Annotated in this window: 17 protein-coding genes; 13 read left to right on the top strand and 4 right to left on the bottom strand. The window is 60.5% G+C overall.

Going from position 1 to position 16,684, the window contains the following annotated elements:
* Positions 1 to 37: 37 nt before the first annotated feature.
* The gene (locus tag IB241_RS16190) at positions 38 to 904 is read right to left on the bottom strand and encodes a LysR substrate-binding domain-containing protein (protein ID WP_192299289.1); all 867 of its coding nucleotides are present in this window, start codon (positions 902 to 904) and stop codon (positions 38 to 40) included.
* A 131-nt stretch (positions 905 to 1,035) separates the two neighbouring features.
* On the opposite strand from IB241_RS16190, the gene IB241_RS16185 reads away from it, so the two are divergent.
* Together IB241_RS16185 and ccoM are read left to right on the top strand one after the other, a co-directional pair.
* On the top strand, positions 1,036 to 1,197 hold the full coding sequence (locus IB241_RS16185; protein WP_017844811.1) for a hypothetical protein: 162 nt from the start codon (positions 1,036 to 1,038) through the stop codon (positions 1,195 to 1,197).
* 143 nt (positions 1,198 to 1,340) lie between these two features.
* Positions 1,341 to 1,457 (top strand): cytochrome c oxidase subunit CcoM, encoded by a 117-nt coding sequence (ccoM, locus tag IB241_RS27785; RefSeq protein ID WP_003172387.1) that lies wholly within the window; start codon positions 1,341 to 1,343, stop codon positions 1,455 to 1,457.
* 163 nt (positions 1,458 to 1,620) lie between these two features.
* On the opposite strand, the gene IB241_RS16180 is transcribed toward ccoM, so the two are convergent.
* Both IB241_RS16180 and IB241_RS16175 read right to left on the bottom strand, forming a co-directional pair.
* The gene (locus IB241_RS16180) at positions 1,621 to 3,096 is read right to left on the bottom strand and encodes an inorganic phosphate transporter (RefSeq protein WP_192299288.1); all 1,476 of its coding nucleotides are present in this window, start codon (positions 3,094 to 3,096) and stop codon (positions 1,621 to 1,623) included.
* A gap of 323 nt (positions 3,097 to 3,419) precedes the next feature.
* Positions 3,420 to 3,620 carry a hypothetical protein gene (locus tag IB241_RS16175; RefSeq protein ID WP_003172389.1) on the bottom strand — a complete coding sequence of 67 codons (201 nt, stop codon included), beginning with the start codon at positions 3,618 to 3,620 and terminating at the stop codon, positions 3,420 to 3,422.
* Positions 3,621 to 4,146: 526 nt separating this feature from the next.
* On the opposite strand from IB241_RS16175, the gene pcaR reads away from it, so the two are divergent.
* From pcaR to pcaC, 11 genes are all read left to right on the top strand, one after another.
* Entirely contained in the window at positions 4,147 to 4,989 is an 843-nt protein-coding gene (gene pcaR, locus IB241_RS16170) for a pca regulon transcriptional regulator PcaR (protein WP_192299287.1), read from the top strand.
* Positions 4,990 to 5,136: 147 nt separating this feature from the next.
* Entirely contained in the window at positions 5,137 to 6,477 is a 1,341-nt protein-coding gene (locus tag IB241_RS16165; protein WP_192299286.1) for an MFS transporter, read from the top strand.
* 300 nt (positions 6,478 to 6,777) lie between these two features.
* Positions 6,778 to 7,635, top strand: a complete 858-nt coding sequence (locus IB241_RS16160; protein WP_192299285.1) for a CoA transferase subunit A — start codon at positions 6,778 to 6,780, stop codon at positions 7,633 to 7,635.
* Positions 7,635 to 8,414 (top strand): CoA-transferase subunit beta, encoded by a 780-nt coding sequence (locus IB241_RS16155; RefSeq protein ID WP_192299284.1) that lies wholly within the window; start codon positions 7,635 to 7,637, stop codon positions 8,412 to 8,414. The genes IB241_RS16160 and IB241_RS16155 overlap by 1 nt, the downstream gene beginning before the upstream one ends.
* Complete coding sequence (gene pcaF, locus IB241_RS16150; RefSeq protein WP_192299387.1) at positions 8,411 to 9,613, top strand: 3-oxoadipyl-CoA thiolase; 1,203 nt, start codon at positions 8,411 to 8,413, stop codon at positions 9,611 to 9,613. Before IB241_RS16155 ends, pcaF begins: the two co-directional genes overlap by 4 nt.
* 17 nt (positions 9,614 to 9,630) lie before the next feature.
* Complete coding sequence (gene pcaH, locus IB241_RS16145; RefSeq protein ID WP_192299283.1) at positions 9,631 to 10,335, top strand: protocatechuate 3,4-dioxygenase subunit beta; 705 nt, start codon at positions 9,631 to 9,633, stop codon at positions 10,333 to 10,335.
* A 1-nt stretch (position 10,336) separates the two neighbouring features.
* Entirely contained in the window at positions 10,337 to 10,903 is a 567-nt protein-coding gene (gene pcaG / locus IB241_RS16140; protein WP_192299282.1) for a protocatechuate 3,4-dioxygenase subunit alpha, read from the top strand.
* 187 nt (positions 10,904 to 11,090) lie between these two features.
* Positions 11,091 to 12,386, top strand: coding sequence for an MFS family transporter (locus IB241_RS16135; RefSeq protein ID WP_192299281.1), 1,296 nt, complete (start codon positions 11,091 to 11,093; stop codon positions 12,384 to 12,386).
* 10 nt (positions 12,387 to 12,396) lie between these two features.
* Positions 12,397 to 13,752: a 3-carboxy-cis,cis-muconate cycloisomerase gene (locus tag IB241_RS16130; protein ID WP_192299280.1), complete on the top strand. Its 1,356-nt coding sequence runs from the start codon at positions 12,397 to 12,399 to the stop codon at positions 13,750 to 13,752.
* A gap of 10 nt (positions 13,753 to 13,762) precedes the next feature.
* On the top strand, positions 13,763 to 14,554 hold the full coding sequence (pcaD, locus tag IB241_RS16125; protein ID WP_192299279.1) for a 3-oxoadipate enol-lactonase: 792 nt from the start codon (positions 13,763 to 13,765) through the stop codon (positions 14,552 to 14,554).
* Positions 14,555 to 14,564: 10 nt separating this feature from the next.
* On the top strand, positions 14,565 to 14,957 hold the full coding sequence (gene pcaC, locus IB241_RS16120) for a 4-carboxymuconolactone decarboxylase (protein WP_192299278.1): 393 nt from the start codon (positions 14,565 to 14,567) through the stop codon (positions 14,955 to 14,957).
* Between the two features lie 54 nt (positions 14,958 to 15,011).
* Here the strand turns inward: pcaC and IB241_RS16115 are convergent, their stop codons facing one another.
* Entirely contained in the window at positions 15,012 to 16,643 is a 1,632-nt protein-coding gene (locus IB241_RS16115; RefSeq protein WP_192299277.1) for a M91 family zinc metallopeptidase, read from the bottom strand.
* Positions 16,644 to 16,684 lie beyond the last annotated feature (41 nt).

Raw genomic sequence — 16,684 nt, 5'->3', positions numbered from 1 at the left:
ACAAACGGATAGATCTCACACGACGTATCGAAATAACTCACGCGTCGCTGCAGGCTTCCTTCAACCACTGGCTAAAACACTCGGCCGCTGCACTGAGGCGGCCTTGGGGGGCGATCAGCCAGTAGCCGATGTCACTGTGGTAGGGCGGCCAGTCGAAGGCTTGCACCAGGCTGCCGTCTTGGAGCCGACGCTCGATAAGGCGATGGCGGCCCATGGCGATGCCTTGGCCGGCCACGGCGGCTTCGACCACGATGTTGTAGTCGTGCAGCATCACGCGGGGGTGAAGGCTGAGGTCGACCTGGTAATGCGCGGACCAATCCGTCCATTCGAAGGGTTTGTGCGATGTAGCCATCAGCAACGGGCCGTCATGACGGGCCTTGAATGCCGGGCTGCATACGGGGGAGATCACTTCCGCCATCAGTCGGGTGGCCTGCACGTCGGGCCAATCGCCCTTGCCGTAGCGGATCGCCAGGTCGACTTCGGCACCGGCGACGTCGGCCAGTTGGATGGCTGGCAGCAGCTCGACCTGGATATGCGGGTAACGGTTGAGAAACCCGGCCAGGCGCGGCGCCAGCCACAGGGTAGCGAAGGAGGCGAGCAGGCCGATGCGCAACACCGTGGCGCTGGGTGTCGCCCGCTGGGTGCGGGTGGCGGTGGCAATTGCGTCGAGGGCAGGGCGGATTTCATCGTAGTAGCGTTGGCCGTCGGCAGTCAGATCGATCGCACGGGTGCGTCGGATAAACAGCGGTTTGCCCAGATGCTGTTCAAGTTTCTGTACTTGATGGCTCAACGCACTCTGGGTCACCGACAGCTCTTGCGCCGCCTTGATAAAGCTCAAGTGCCGCGCCACGGCTTCGAAGGCGCGCAGGGCCAGCAACGGCGGAAGGTCCTTGTGCAGTGCCACTCGCGTGCGCTCCAGTACCAATGGGAAGTGCCGATTTTGGGCGATGACCTGCCTTTTGTCGCCCGCTGATTTGCCGTCGGGCGGGGCAGGCCGCATTATTGAGGCATTTCCGCCACGACGTAAGCCAAGCCATGAGTGATGACGACAAGCTGATTGACCTGAATGCCGAACGTGCCAAGCGTGTGCATGACCTCAATGACAAACGCCTGAATGAAGTGCGCCAGGCATTCGAACAAGCGATGCCGTTGGGCAAAGTTAAGAAAAAACCAAAGAACAAACCGAAAAAGCGTTGAAACAACCTGCATCTGTTGATGCAGGTCAGTTATTGCCCTTCTTTACGCCCCGTCGTGGGCGACATTGATCCCCGTCAATTTTCCAATCCGCCTTCTCGATTAACTTAGCCCTATCGCAACAGGGCAAGTGCAGGAGGCCGGTCATGTTTATCGACAATGTGGTATTTGCCGGAGTGCTGACCGTCAGCCTCATGGTGTTGTTTTTTGTAGGGTTTGGAATTTTTATCTGGAAAGACGCGAACAAGCGTAAAAAACCATAGGGCTTTCCAGGTTACATGAGCACGCAAGGCATTTTGGGCGACTTCGGTCGCCCTTTTTTTTGCCTGCAATTTAATCAACAAGACATTTTTATTGAGCTTGGCGACAGGCATAAAAAAAGGTGCGACCCTCGCGGATCGCACCTTTTTTATTGCAAGCAGACTATCAGTTGCCCAGCGCCTTGGACGCCAGCCAGAACAGCCCGGCCGACAGGCCCACGGTGGCCGGCAGGGTCAATACCCACGCCATCAGGATGGTCTTGACCGTACCGCCTTGCAGGCCGCTCTTGTTGGCGACCATGGTGCCGGCGACGCCCGACGACAGCACATGGGTGGTCGACACCGGCAGGCTGAAGATGTTGGCCAGGCCAATCATGCTCGCCGTGGTGATCTGTGCCGACATGCCCTGGGCATAGGTCATGCCCTGCTTGCCGATTTTCTCACCGATGGTCAGTACCACACGCTTCCAGCCCACCATGGTGCCCAGGCCCAGGGCCAGTGCAACCGCGAGGATCACCCAGAACGGTGCGTACTCGGTGGTGGCGGTCAGGTCTTTGCGCAGCTTGTCCAGGTCGGCCTTCTCACGGGCTTCCAGGCCCGGCAGTTTGCCGACTTTTTTCGCGGTATCGTCCAGGCAGAGCAGGTAGCGACGTACTTCGATACGGTGATCGGCGGTCAACGAGTGGTAGTCGGACACACCTTTCAATGTCTCCATCAGCGCACTGATAGTGGGTTCGGTCTGCTGTGGGTTGCACTGGAACTTGCCCGGCAGGTCATCCTTCACGCTTTTGCCCAGGGCCAGGAACTCGCCAAGGGTGGCACTGTTGCGCTGGTAGAACTGGCTCAAATGCACCGTGGCGTCGCGGGTGCGTTCGATCTGGTAGGTGGTGCTGCCCAGGTCGAGTACGAACTGCGCCGGCACGATACCGATGAGTACCAGCATGATCAGGCCGATACCTTTCTGGCCATCGTTGGAACCGTGCACGAAGCTCACGGCCATGGCGGAGATCACCAGGACCAGGCGGTTCCAGAATGGCGGGTGCTTTTTGTCGTCGAGCTTACGGCGCTGGTCCGGCGTCTTGTGCATCTTCGACAGCGGGCGCCACCACTTCAGGCCGATCAGCACCAGGGCTGCGACCAGGAAGCCGGCCATCGGCGAGAACACCAGGGAGGCGCCGATATCGATCGCTTTCTGCCAGTTCACACCATCGGCCAACGGGATGTCGTTGATCAGAGCGTTGGCCAGGCCGACACCGAGGATCGAGCCGATCAGGGTGTGGGAGCTGGACGCCGGGATACCGAAGTACCAGGTGCCCAGGTTCCAGGTGATCGCCGCCGCCAACAAGGAGAAGACCATGGCCAAGCCGTGGCCGGTGTTCACATTGATCAGCAACTCCACCGGCAGCAAGTGCACGATGGCGTAGGCGACACCGACACCACCGAGCAACACGCCGAGGAAGTTGAACACCCCGGAGAAGAACACGGCCAGGTGTGGCGGCATGGCTTTGGTATAGATGACTGTGGCCACCGCGTTTGCGGTGTCATGAAAGCCATTGATGAACTCGAAGGCGAGGACAAAGGCCAGGGCGAGCAACAGGCTCACTAGAACCCAAGCATCCAGTCCGCTGAATAAATCGATCATGAAGGTTTTCTGACCCGGTCGTAAGGGGGCGCGATTATGCCAGAAAACCTCAGTAATCGATGCATTAGCTGCTCATCGGTAACAATCTTCATTGAAAAAGCCTGGGGGGAAGGCGCCTATCCCAGGGTTTTCGGGGCTTTGACAAGTCTTTGATTTATAAAGCACAAGGCTTGCAGGGCAGGGAATTGCCATGAAAATGGCATGCCTGAAACATTTGTATGAAATTTCGTCTGCGACTGTAGGTCGCTTGCTAGAGCAATGGCTGCCCTCAGCTGGCAATACGCCAGCCGAGGTGGCAAATCCTGGCGCTCGGGCCGAAGCGCTTATGGCTCTTCGGCTTTGAGTTCCTGTTCAATCTTTTGGATTTCCTGGGCAAAGGCCTGGTCAAGCAGGCTGGCGCGTTTACGCCAAGGTTTGCGTTCAGGTTCTGGCTGGGCGGCGTAGGTGGTGACTTCCCCGCCGTAAACGTCCTTGTAACGTTGTTCCTGGCGCTCAAGTTCCGCGCGCAGTTCATCTTTTGTCACTTTATTGAATACCTTATTGAAGTGAGTTGAGTTTAATTGCCGTACAGGGGTGTATTGGACAGTCGTGCTCAGGCAATTCCAAGTTGAACCCTTCAAGTTAGAAAGTCGTGCCTGGAGTCCATTCAATAAACCGGTACTTGTGACCGACGTCACACACTGAGTGTGCCGCCTGGCGAGCTCTGATCCCGATTATCAAACCGGGCTGACCTCTGCACAGCTTGCAGTATAGCGGCGCATTTGAATAACACTATCACCATAAAGTTAAAAATCGACAACTTTGTGTGAGCGTTCTGTTACTTGAGCGCGTGCGTAATTGCTGAAAATCTGGCGTCAAGAAATATCTCCTCTTCATGCTGTTGCGAGGCGCCACCCAGCTTTATGATCCGGGCGGGGTAAATTGCGATAATCGGATATGTGTTCGATAATCGCCCAGCGTTGCGGGGCGGACATTGTGTCTGGCGACCCGCGCGGCTTGTAATAGAGGCCAAACCTTCTGTGGTTGAAAACAAGAAAAAGGATCCCTGAGATGAACGATCAACTGCGCAACTCTTTCGCATCAGTGGCGCCACCGATCGTGGCTTCACCGGCCAAGCGGATTCAGGCGTTTACCGGCGATCCGGATTTCATGACCTCCCTGGCCCGTGGCCTGGCCGTGGTGCAGGCGTTCCAGGAGCGCAAGCGGCACCTGACCATTGCGCAAATCAGCCACCGCACCGAAATCCCCCGCGCCGCCGTGCGCCGTTGCCTCTACACGCTGATCAAGCTCGGCTACGCCACCACCGATGGGCGCACCTATTCGCTGCTGCCCAAAGTGCTGACCCTCGGCCATGCGTACTTATCGTCCACGCCGCTGGCAGTGTCGGCGCAGCCTTATCTGGACCGCATGAGCGAGCAACTCCACGAAGCCTGCAACATGGCCACCCTCGAGGGTGATGACATCCTCTACATTGCCCGCTCCGCCACGACCCAGCGCCTGATCTCGGTCGACCTGTCGGTAGGCGGCCGCCTGCCGGCGTATTGCACCTCGATGGGCCGCATCCTCCTTGCCGCACTGGATGACGCCTCTTTACAGGACTACCTCGATCACGCCGACCTGCAAACCAAGACCAGCCGCACCCTGACCACGCCGACGGCCTTGCTCGACTGCCTGCAACAAGTACGTCAGCAGGGCTGGTGCATCGTCGATCAGGAACTGGAGCAGGGCCTGCGTTCCATCGCCGTGCCGGTGTATGACGCGTCTGGCCAGGTGTTGGCCGCGCTCAACGTCAGCACCCACGCCGGACGCGTCAGCCGCAATGAGCTGGAGCAGCGTTTCCTGCCGAGTATGCTCAGCGCCAGTCGCGAACTGAGCGCGCAGCTGTTTACCTAAGGTGTTCGGTGACCGCACAGATCCCGGCTCGGTCAATTGACGATGTTTCCCCTGGCTTATTAATGTGCGGCAGCGCTCTAGGGCGCGCCCCAATAATAATGACGACCAAAGGTTGTCAGCCCGCCCATCGGTGTGGAAATAACAATAATGAATCAGCCTTCTGTCGGTACTACCCTGGACGTCCAGTCCTTCATCAACGCCCAGCCGCTGTCACGCTACCAGTGGCGTGTGGTGATCCTGTGTTTCCTGATTGTCTTCCTCGATGGCCTCGACACGGCGGCCATGGGCTTTATCGCGCCGGCCTTGTCCCAGGACTGGGGCATCGACCGCGCCAGCCTCGGCCCGGTGATGAGCGCCGCGTTGATCGGCATGGTCTTCGGCGCCCTCGGCTCGGGTCCGCTGGCCGACCGCTTCGGGCGCAAAGTGGTGTTGGTCGGCGCGGTGCTGGTGTTTGGTGCGTTCAGCCTGGCGTCGGCCTACAGCAGTAACGTCGACCAGTTGCTGGTGCTGCGCTTCCTCACCGGGCTCGGCCTGGGGGCGGGCATGCCGAATGCCACCACGCTGCTCTCCGAATACACCCCCGAGCGCCACAAGTCGCTGCTGGTGACCAGCATGTTCTGCGGTTTCAACCTGGGCATGGCCGGTGGCGGGTTTATCTCGGCCAAGCTGATCCCGGCGTTCGGCTGGCATGCCCTGTTGATGATCGGCGGCATTCTGCCCTTGATCCTGGTGGTGGTGCTGATGCTCTGGCTGCCGGAGTCGGCGCGTTACCTGGTGGTGCGCAATCGCGGCACCGACAGGGTGCGCAAGACCCTGGCGCCCATCGAACCGAATATCGTCGCCCAAGCCACTGCGTTCAGCGTGCCCGAGCAAAAAACCGTCAAGGCGCGCAACGTCTTCGCGGTGATCTTCTCCGGCACCTACAGCGCCGGCACCTTGCTGTTGTGGCTGACCTACTTCATGGGCCTGGTGATCGTGTACCTGCTGACCAGTTGGTTGCCGACCCTGATGCGCGACAGCGGCGCCAGCATGGAACAGGCCGCGTTTATCGGAGCACTGTTCCAGTTTGGTGGCGTGCTCAGTGCGGTCGGTGTGGGGTGGGCGATGGACCGGTTCAATCCGCACAAGGTCATCGGCACTTTCTACCTGTTGGCCGGGGTGTTTGCCTACGCGGTCGGCCAGAGTCTGGGCAACATTACGCTGCTGGCAACCTTGGTGTTGATCGCCGGGATGTGCGTCAACGGTGCGCAATCGGCGATGCCATCGCTGGCCGCACGTTTCTACCCGACCCAGGGCCGTGCCACGGGCGTGTCGTGGATGCTCGGCATCGGTCGCTTCGGCGCGATCCTCGGCGCTTGGATGGGCGCGACGCTGCTGGGGCTGGGCTGGAATTTCGAGCAAGTGCTGACGGCACTGGTGATTCCGGCTGCGCTGGCCACGGCTGCGGTGGTGATCAAGGGCATGGTCAGTCATGCGGATGCGACCTAGCGCTTGGCGCTGATTCTATGCCGACCGGGCTTATGTGGGAGCGGGCTCGCTCGCGAATGCGGTGGGTCAGTGAATACATGAGTTGACTGATACACCGCATTCGCGAGCAAGCCCGCTCCCACAGGGGGCCGTGCCCACTTTGGGCCTGCATGTAGGAAAGATTAGCTAGACAACAATCGGTTCGATAATCGAACACTGAGTCGATTATCGGATTGTTTGGCGCATTCCCCCGACTTAACCTTCAAAGCACTTCGGCGCCACCTCCGCGCCTTTTTTGATCCACACCGGGAGCCCAACCCCATGGCTGAAATGCTCACCCTGACCGACGCGGTAAAGCGCTTCGTGAACGACGGCGATACCGTTGCGCTCGAAGGTTTTACCCACCTGATCCCTACGGCAGCGGGTCATGAAATCATTCGTCAGGGCAAGAAAGACCTGACGCTGGTGCGTATGACCCCTGACTTGGTCTACGACCAATTGATCGGTGCCGGTTGCGCCCGCAAGCTGATTTTCTCCTGGGGCGGCAACCCGGGCGTGGGTTCCCTGCACCGCCTGCGCGACGCGGTCGAGAAGCAATGGCCGCAACCGCTGGAGATCGAAGAACACAGCCACGCCGACCTGGCCAATGCCTACGTCGCCGGTGCTTCCGGCCTGCCGTTCGCGGTGCTGCGTGCCTACGCCGGTTCCGACCTGCCCAAGGTCAACCCGCTGATCAAGAGCGTGACGTGCCCGTTCACCGGCGAAGTGCTGGCGGCGGTGCCGTCGGTGCGCCCGGACGTGACCGTGATCCACGCGCAAAAGGCCGACCGCAAGGGTAACGTGCTGCTCTGGGGCATTCTCGGTGTGCAGAGGGAGGCGGCCCTGGCGGCCCAGCGCTGCATCGTCACCGTGGAAGAAATCGTCGATGACCTGAATGCACCGATGAACAGCTGCGTATTGCCGACCTGGGCCCTGACGGCCGTGTGCCATGTACCCGGTGGCGCGCATCCGTCCTACGCCCACGGCTACAACGAGCGCGACAACCGTTTCTACCAGGCGTGGGACCCCATCGCCCGTGACCGTGAGACCTTTACCGCCTGGATCGATGAATACATCCACGGCACTGCCGACTTCAGTGAATTCCAGGCCAAGCTGACCACACAGCAGGAGGCCCAGTAATGGCTTACTCGACCAATGAAATGATGACCGTCGCTGCCGCGCGCCGTCTCCAGAACGGCTCCGTGTGTTTCGTCGGCATCGGCTTGCCGTCCAAGGCTGCCAACCTGGCGCGCCTGACCTCCTCGCCGGACGTGGTGCTGATCTACGAGTCCGGCCCGATTGGCGCCAAGCCCAGCGTGTTGCCGCTGTCCATCGGTGATGGCGAGCTGGCGGAAACCGCCGACACTGTCGTGCCCACGGGTGAGATCTTTCGCTACTGGCTGCAAGGCGGGCGCATCGACGTCGGCTTTCTCGGCGCAGCGCAGGTTGACCGCTTCGGCAACATCAACACCACCGTGGTCGGTGACTACCACCAGCCCAAAGTGCGCCTGCCGGGTGCCGGTGGCGCACCGGAAATTGCCGGCTCGGCCAAGAGCGTGCTGATCATCCTCAAACAGTCGGCGCGTTCGTTTGTCGACAAGCTGGACTTCATCACCTCGGTCGGCCACGGCGAGGGCGGCGATTCGCGCAAGCGTCTGGGCCTGCCGGGCGCCGGTCCTGTCGGGATTATTACCGATCTGTGCATCATGGAACCGGAAGCGGGCACCCATGAGTTTGTGGTCACCGCGCTGCACCCCGGCGTGACCCGCGAGCAAGTAGTGGCCGCCACTGGTTGGGCGATTCGGTTTGCCGACCAGGTCAGCACCACCGCCGCACCGACCGACCTGGAACTGAGCGCCCTGCGTGACCTCGAAGCGCGCACGGCGGCCGCCCACGGCCAAGCGCCAGGAGAAGCCTGATGCGTGACGTATTTATCTGCGACGCGATCCGCACGCCCATCGGCCGGTTCGGCGGTGGCCTGGCCACGGTACGCGCCGATGACCTGGCGGCGTTGCCGATCAAGGCGCTGATCGAGCGCAACCCGTCGGTGGATTGGAATGCCGTCGACGAAGTATTCCTCGGCTGCGCCAACCAGGCCGGTGAAGACAACCGCAACGTCGCGCGCATGGCGCTGTTGCTCGCGGGCCTGCCGGAGAGTATTCCCGGCGTGACCCTCAACCGATTGTGCGCCTCGGGCATGGACGCCATCGGCACCGCGTTCCGTGCGATCGCCAGTGGCGAAATGGAGCTGACGATTGCCGGCGGCGTCGAGTCGATGTCCCGGGCGCCGTTCGTGATGGGCAAGGCCGACGCGGCGTTCTCACGCACGATGAAACTGGAAGACACCACCATTGGCTGGCGTTTTATCAACCCGCTGATGAAGGCCCAGTACGGCGTGGATGCGATGCCGCAGACCGCCGACAACGTTGCCGATGACTACCAGGTTTCCCGCGCCGACCAGGACGCCTTCGCCCTGCGCAGCCAGCAACGCACCGCCGCCGCACAAGCCGCCGGGTTCTTCGCCGAAGAAATCGTGCCGGTACGGGTCGCCCATAAAAAAGGCGAGACGCTGGTAGAACACGATGAGCATCCACGGGACACCACCCTGGAAGCCCTGGCCAAGCTCAAACCCGTGAACGGCCCGGACAAAACCGTCACCGCCGGCAATGCTTCCGGTGTGAATGACGGTGCCGCCGCCTTGATCCTGGCCAGCGCCGAGGCCGTGCAAAAACACGGCCTGACTGCCCGCGCCCGCGTCCTGGGCATGGCCAGCGCCGGTGTCGCGCCGCGTGTAATGGGGATCGGCCCGGTGCCAGCGGTACGCAAGTTGGTGGCGCGCCTCGGTCTGGCGGTCACCGACTTTGATGTCATCGAACTCAACGAAGCTTTCGCCAGCCAAGGCTTGGCGGTACTGCGTGAACTGGGCATTGCCGACGATGCGCCGCAGGTCAACCCGAATGGCGGCGCCATCGCCCTCGGCCATCCCCTGGGCATGAGCGGCGCGCGCCTGGTACTGACGGCTTTGCATCAATTGGAAAAAACCGGCGGCCGCAAAGGCCTGGCGACCATGTGCGTGGGCGTCGGCCAAGGCTTGGCCCTGGCGATTGAACGCATCTAATAAAAGAGGACTGCACCATGAGTGACAAGCCTGGATACCGGCGCCCGCAAGCGGGCACTCAACCTGATTACCTGCACCCGGCCTACCAGTCGACGAACGTCCGTTCGCCGTCCCAGCCGTTGGTGTTTCTGCCCCATTCCTTGTCGGAAATCACCGGCCCGACCATCGGCGCCGAGCGGATCAACGCGAAGGACAACGACCTGACCGCCCAGCATGACGGCGAGCCCCAGGGCGAACGCATCATCATTCACGGCCGCGTGCTCGACGAGAATGGCCTGCCTGTGCCGGGCATTCTGGTGGAGATCTGGCAGGCCAACGCCGCCGGGCGCTACAACCATAAGCGCGACCTGCATGACGCGCCGCTGGACCCGAATTTCACCGGCACCGGCCGTACCGTCACCGATGCCGATGGCTGGTATCAGTTCCAGACCATCAAGCCCGGCGCCTACCCGTGGGGCAACCACCACAACGCGTGGCGCCCGGCGCATATCCACTTTTCGCTGTTCGGTCCCAGCGTGCTGACGCGCCTGGTCACGCAGATGTACTTCCCCGGCGACCCGCTGCTGGAATACGACCCGATCTACAACTGCGTGCCGGACACCCGCGCCAAGGAACGATTGATCGCCCGTTTCGACCTGGAAAAAACCATTCCTTCCTATGCCCTCGGCTACCGCTGGGACATCGTCCTGCGCGGCCGCGACGCCACGCCGATGGAGAAATGAGATGACACTCAACGCGACCACGTCCCACACCGTCGGGCCGTATTACCACATCGGCCTGACCTGGCTGAACCGCGAAGACCTGACCACCGCCGCCACCCTCGGCGAACGCGTGGCGATCAGCGGGCAAGTGCTGGACGGCAACGGTGAAGTCGTCAACGACGCTATGTTGGAAGTCTGGCAGGCCAACGCCGCCGGCAAGTACGACCACCCGGAAGACGAGCAGGACAAGGCCGTCGACCCGAACTTCGAAGGCTTCGGCCGCGTACCCGTGGATGGGGAAGGGCGGTTTCGCTTTACCACCATCAAACCGGGCGCAGTGCCAGGGCTCAAGGGCACGACCCAGGCGCCGCACCTGGTGGTGCTGGTGTTTGCGCGGGGCCTGGTGAAGCACTTGCTCACGCGGATTTATTTTGAGGGCGAGCCAATGAATGGGGATGACCCGTTGTTGGCGTGTGTACCTGCTGAGCGGCGTGAGACGTTGATTGCCAAGCAGGATGCAGAGGGTGTGCATCAGTGGAATGTGATTTTGCAGGGGACCGACAAGGAGACGGTGTTCTTCGATTATTGAAGTGGTCTTGAGGGCCTCATCGCAGGCAAGCCAGCTCCCACCTTGATGTGTGAACACCGTCAAAGGTGGGAGCTGGCTTGCCTGCGATAGGGCCAGTTCGGCCACCCCACCTCTAAAGGTCTTGTTGTGGAACGAGCTTGTTGCAAAGTATGTCTAGGCTATAACCGTTCCCACTGAGTGAAAAATCATGACAACAACCACCAGTCACTACACCGGAGAAGAACGCAGCAAACGGATTTTTGCGATTGTCGGTGCCTCCTCCGGCAACCTCGTCGAATGGTTCGACTTCTACGTCTACGCCTTCTGCGCCATCTACTTTGCCCCGGCCTTCTTCCCTTCGGACAACCCCACGGTGCAACTGGTCAACACCGCTGGTGTGTTTGCTGCCGGCTTCCTGATGCGCCCCATCGGCGGCTGGCTGTTCGGTCGCGTGGCCGACAAACACGGGCGCAAGAACTCGATGATGATCTCGGTGCTGATGATGTGCGCCGGCTCCCTGGTCATCGCGTTTTTGCCCACCTACAACGACATCGGCGTGTGGGCGCCGATCCTGCTGCTGATCGCGCGGCTGTTCCAGGGTTTGTCCGTGGGCGGCGAGTACGGCACCACCGCGACCTACATGAGTGAAGTCGCGCTCAAGGGCCAGCGCGGGTTCTTCGCCTCGTTCCAATACGTGACCCTGATTGGCGGGCAACTGCTGGCGGTGCTGGTGGTGGTGATCCTGCAACAGATCCTCACTGAAGAAGAGCTGCGTGCCTGGGGCTGGCGTATTCCATTCGTGATCGGCGCCGTTGCGGCGGTGATCTCGTTGCTGCTGCGCCGTACGCTCAAGGAAACCACCAGCAAGGAAATGCGCGAAGACAAGGACGCCGGCAGCATTGCCGCGCTGTTTCGCGACCATAAGGCAGCGTTTATCACGGTGCTCGGCTACACCGCTGGCGGCTCGCTGATTTTCTATACCTTCACCACCTACATGCAGAAGTACCTGGTGAACACGGTCGGCATGCACGCCAAGACGTCGAGCTACATCATGACCGGCGCGCTGTTCCTGTATATGTGCATGCAGCCGGTGTTTGGCATGCTCGCGGACAAGATCGGCCGTCGTAATTCGATGCTGTGGTTTGCCGGCCTTGGCACCTTGTTCACCGTGCCGATCCTGCTCACCCTGAAAACCGTCAGCAGCCCGTTCCTGGCCTTTGTGCTGATCACCCTGGCCTTGGCGATCGTCAGCTTCTACACCTCCATCAGCGGCCTGGTGAAGGCGGAAATGTTCCCGCCCCAGGTGCGTGCGTTGGGGGTTGGCCTGGCGTATGCGGTGGCCAATGCGATCTTTGGCGGCTCGGCGGAATTCGTCGCGCTGAGCCTGAAATCCATCGGCATGGAAAACAGCTTTTATTGGTACGTCACTTTGATGATGGCGATCGCTTTCCTGTTCAGCTTGCGCTTGCCGAAACAGGCGGCGTACCTGCACCACGACTTGTAAGGGACGGGTTATGACACTGCGCACGAGCAATCAACTGTTCGACGCTTACTTCACGGCAGGCAGCATGGCCGAAGTGTTCTGCGACAGGGGACGCCTGCAGGGCATGCTGGATTTCGAGGCCGCGTTGGCCCGGGCCGAGGCGCGGGTGGGTTTGATCCCGCAGGCCGCCGTTGCGTCGATTGCCCAGGCTTGCCTGGCCTCGCTGTACGACGTCGATGCCCTTGGCGTGGCGATTGCCACGGCGGGCAATTCGGCGATCCCGCTGGTGAAGGCGTTGGGCAAGTTGATCGCCAGTGAAGACGCCGGTGCCGAACGTTATGTACATTTGGGCGCCACCAGCCAGGATGTGATGGACACCGGCCTGGTGCTGCAACTGCGCCAGGCGCTGACGCTGATCGAAACGGACCTGGCGCGCCTGGGCGATATCCTCGCCGCCCAGGCCCAGCGCCATGCCGACGTGCCGCTGGCCGGACGCACCTGGTTGCAGCATGCGACGCCGGTCACGCTGGGGATGAAAATCGCCGGTTGGCTGGGGGCGGTGACCCGTAGTCGTCAACGCCTGGCCGAATTGAAACCGCGTTTGCTGGTGCTGCAGTTTGGCGGCGCCTCCGGCACGCTGGCCGCCCTTGGCGAACAGGCACTGCCGGTGGCGCAGGCCTTGGCCGACGAGTTGCGCTTGAGCCTGCCCGAACAACCCTGGCACACCCAGCGCGATCGCCTGGTGGAGTTTGCCAGCGTGCTTGGCCTGATCGCCGGTAGCCTGGGCAAACTGGGGCGCGACATCAGCCTGTTGATGCAGACCGAAGCGGCCGAGGTGTTCGAGCCCTCTGCGCCGGGCAAAGGTGGCTCGTCCACCATGCCGCACAAACGCAACCCGGTGGGCGCTGCCGTGCTGATCAGCGCCGCCACCCGCGTGCCCGGGCTGGTGGCGACGATGTTCAGCGCCATGCCTCAGGAACACGAGCGCAGCCTGGGCCTGTGGCATGCCGAATGGGAAACCCTGCCGGAGATCTGCCGGCTGGTGTCCGGCGCGCTGCAACAGGCGTTGCTGGTGAGTGAAGGTTTGGAGGTCGATCCTGAGCGCATGACGCAAAACCTCGATCTGACCCAAGGCCTGGTGTTGGCCGAAGCCGTGAGCATCGTGCTCGCCCAGCGCCTGGGCCGTGAGACCGCACACCATCTGCTGGAACACTGCTGCAAACGCGCCGTCGCCGAAGGGCGGCACTTGCGTGCGGTGCTGGCGGACGAACCCCGGGTCACCGCCGAACTGTCAGCGGCCGAACTCGACCGCCTGCTTGATCCCGGCCATTACCTCGGGCTGGCCCGCACGTGGGTCAGCCGTGCCGTCACTGAACATTTTGCTTGAGGAGACCACCGTGGCCTTTGTACAACTCGCCGATGGCGAACTGCATTACCAACTGGACGGCCCCGTGGGTGCGCCGGTCTTGGTGTTGTCCAACTCCCTGGGCACCGACCTGCACATGTGGGACATCCAGATCCCAGCGTTCACTGAGCATTTTCGTGTGCTGCGCTTTGATACCCGTGGTCATGGCAAATCCCTGGTCACGCCAGGGCCCTATAGCATCGAGCAACTGGGCCGCGACGTGATCGCGCTGTTGGATGCGCTGGATATCCAACGCGCGCATTTCTGTGGCTTGTCCATGGGCGGCTTGATTGGCCAGTGGCTGGGCATCCATGCGGGCGAGCGCCTGCATCGCCTGGTGCTGTGCAACACCGCTGCCAGGATCGGCACGCCGCAGATCTGGAACCCGCGTATCGAGATGGTCCTGCGCGACGGCACGGCGGCAATGGTCGCCCTGCGTGATGCGTCGATTGCGCGCTGGTTCACCGCCGACTTTGCGGCGGCCAACCCGCACCAGGCCAAGCAGATCACCGACATGCTGGCCGCCACATCCCCCGAAGGTTATGCCGCCAACTGCGCCGCCGTGCGCGATGCGGATTTTCGCGAGCAACTGGCGTTGATCAAGGCCCCGACCCTGGTGATTGCCGGTACCGACGACGCTGTTACGCCACCAGAGGGCAGCCACTTTATCCAGAACCATGTGCAGGGTGCCGAATACGCCGAGTTCTATGCGGCGCACCTGTCCAATGTCCAGGCCGGCGCAGCGTTCAGCGACCTGGTTGTCGAATTTTTGCTGGCCCACTGAGGAGTTTTTTGTGGACGAGAAACAACGTTACGCCGACGGCCTGCAAGTGCGCCGCGAAGTGCTGGGCGACGCCCATGTCGATCGCAGCCTCAATGCCTTGACCGAGTTCAACAGCGAGTTCCAGGACATGATCACCCGCCACGCCTGGGGTGACATCTGGACCCGCCCGGGCCTGCCTCGGCACACCCGCAGCCTGATCACCATTGCGATGCTGATCGGCATGAACCGCAATGACGAGTTGAAGCTGCACCTGCGTGCCGCCGCCAGCAATGGCGTGAGCCGCGCAGAGATCAAGGAAGTGCTGATGCAGAGCGCGATCTACTGCGGGATACCGGCGGCGAATGCGACGTTCCACCTGGCGGAGTCGGTGTGGGATGAGCTTGGGGTCGAGTCGCGGGGTTGATCTTCAGGCCCGCTGCGCCGTGCCAGCTTCCGTCTGCTTTTCCTCAGGGCCGTGTCACTCTCTGTATCGGGTGCGCAATGCCTCGCCCATTTCTTTACGCAGGGCGTTTTCATTAAAGGGGTCGGGGTTGGTATCGGTGGGCGGGGTTGCTGGATCATTGTCAAAGTCAAACGGGGCGGCATTGGTGGGTAAGCCAACAGCTTGGCGTTCAACATTTGCCTCGCGTTGGGTCGTACCTGGTAGCACTGTGCCATTTCTGCCGTTATAGGCATGCGACATCTCGTGGTACAAGTAGCTGGCGGGATGATTTTTATGCGTGCCGTTATCAACATACGAGCGATTGTATTGCAGCTCTCCATGGGTAAGCGGGTTGCCGCGAATACCGTCTTTTATGACCGCCAGATTTGGGTCTTCTGCTGAATGGGGTTTTTTTCCATCGTTGACTTGCTGATCAAAGTTGGAATTGCGGCCCATGTAGAAGCTGTTATCTTCGGATTGTGCTTCCGTTATCTTCAATGGCGCTCCGACGCGTGATGTGGATGCATCGAACTCTTTAAGCATCTGCTGTCCGGAAGGAGAACTTCTCAACATTTCCAAATCATCCTCGACCCGCTGTTTGAACGCGTCGGATCCTTCAACGGTAATGCCCGTTTTACCGACGTTTTCATAAGTGACAGGTATAAAGCGTGTGTCGTTTTGTTTGCGTATCTGGTCGGTGGGTTTTGCATAAATCAAGTCCTCCTTGTTATTGGAGATCACGCAGTCATTGCCATTGCCCGAATAGAATGTGCTGCGGCCTTTGCCTAGCAATGTATCGTTACCCAAACCACCGTTCATCACCGAGTGCGCGCTGCCTCCGACGAGCAGATCGTTTCCTGCACCACCGTCGATGTAAGTCGGGTTTGCATCAGGCCCTGTGTACCCGAATAGTCGATCATTTCCGTTGTTGCCGTACAAGACGCTTTTGCCGCGCCCACCGTAGATGGTGTCATTGCCGTCGTTGCCTTCGGCATAACCTGTGCCTCGACCCAGGCGAATGGTGTCATTTCCTGCGCCACCGAAGATGCGACTGCGGCCGCCGCCGGCATTTATAACGTCATCCCCATCTCCACCTTCGACAATCACCTCGGACTCAACCTCATCATCGATGGTGACGGTGTCATTGCCGCCCTGCGTTTGAATGACTAGTTTTTGGCCGGAACCGAGTTCATCGCTGGGTTGGATGGAATAAGTCTGCTCGTTTATTTTTGCCGTGAGGGCGCCATTCTTTCCTTTGCCAATATGCACAGTGTCTGCTTGGTCACCCGTTTTTATAACTAGGGCGTCATTCGTCAGTGAGGGGGATAATGCTTTATTGGTAGAGTAACGAACGGTGCGCTCTCTGGTGATTTCTACATCGTTGTCGCGGTGTAAGGGGTTGTATTCGATGCGGGTCGTGCTGAAGGGGCGCTGGTCGGTTGTGAGTGTAGATTTACCTGCATAGTGAGCAGGAATAAGCGGTTTGTTTTGTTCGGCAAAAAGTTTGTTTTTTTCTTTTATGTAATTCGGATCAACGTAGGTTTTCTTGTTTCCATCGACCACTATGGTCGTGGCAGGTTTGTTTTCAGGTGTTTGTTCAGACAGTTGTGTGGGGGCTTGATGTTTGACGAGGGATGGATAAGAAATAGTCGGCGCACGTATGACCATTGGCAGTTGTTTCCTTCGCTTATCAGGGACTCATTCAGTTG

The organism is Pseudomonas sp. PDM05 (assembly GCF_014851685.1).
Lineage (GTDB): Bacteria > Pseudomonadota > Gammaproteobacteria > Pseudomonadales > Pseudomonadaceae > Aquipseudomonas.
The sequence above is the reverse complement of the archived record's forward strand: the minus strand, read 5'-3'. Positions and strand labels throughout refer to the sequence as shown.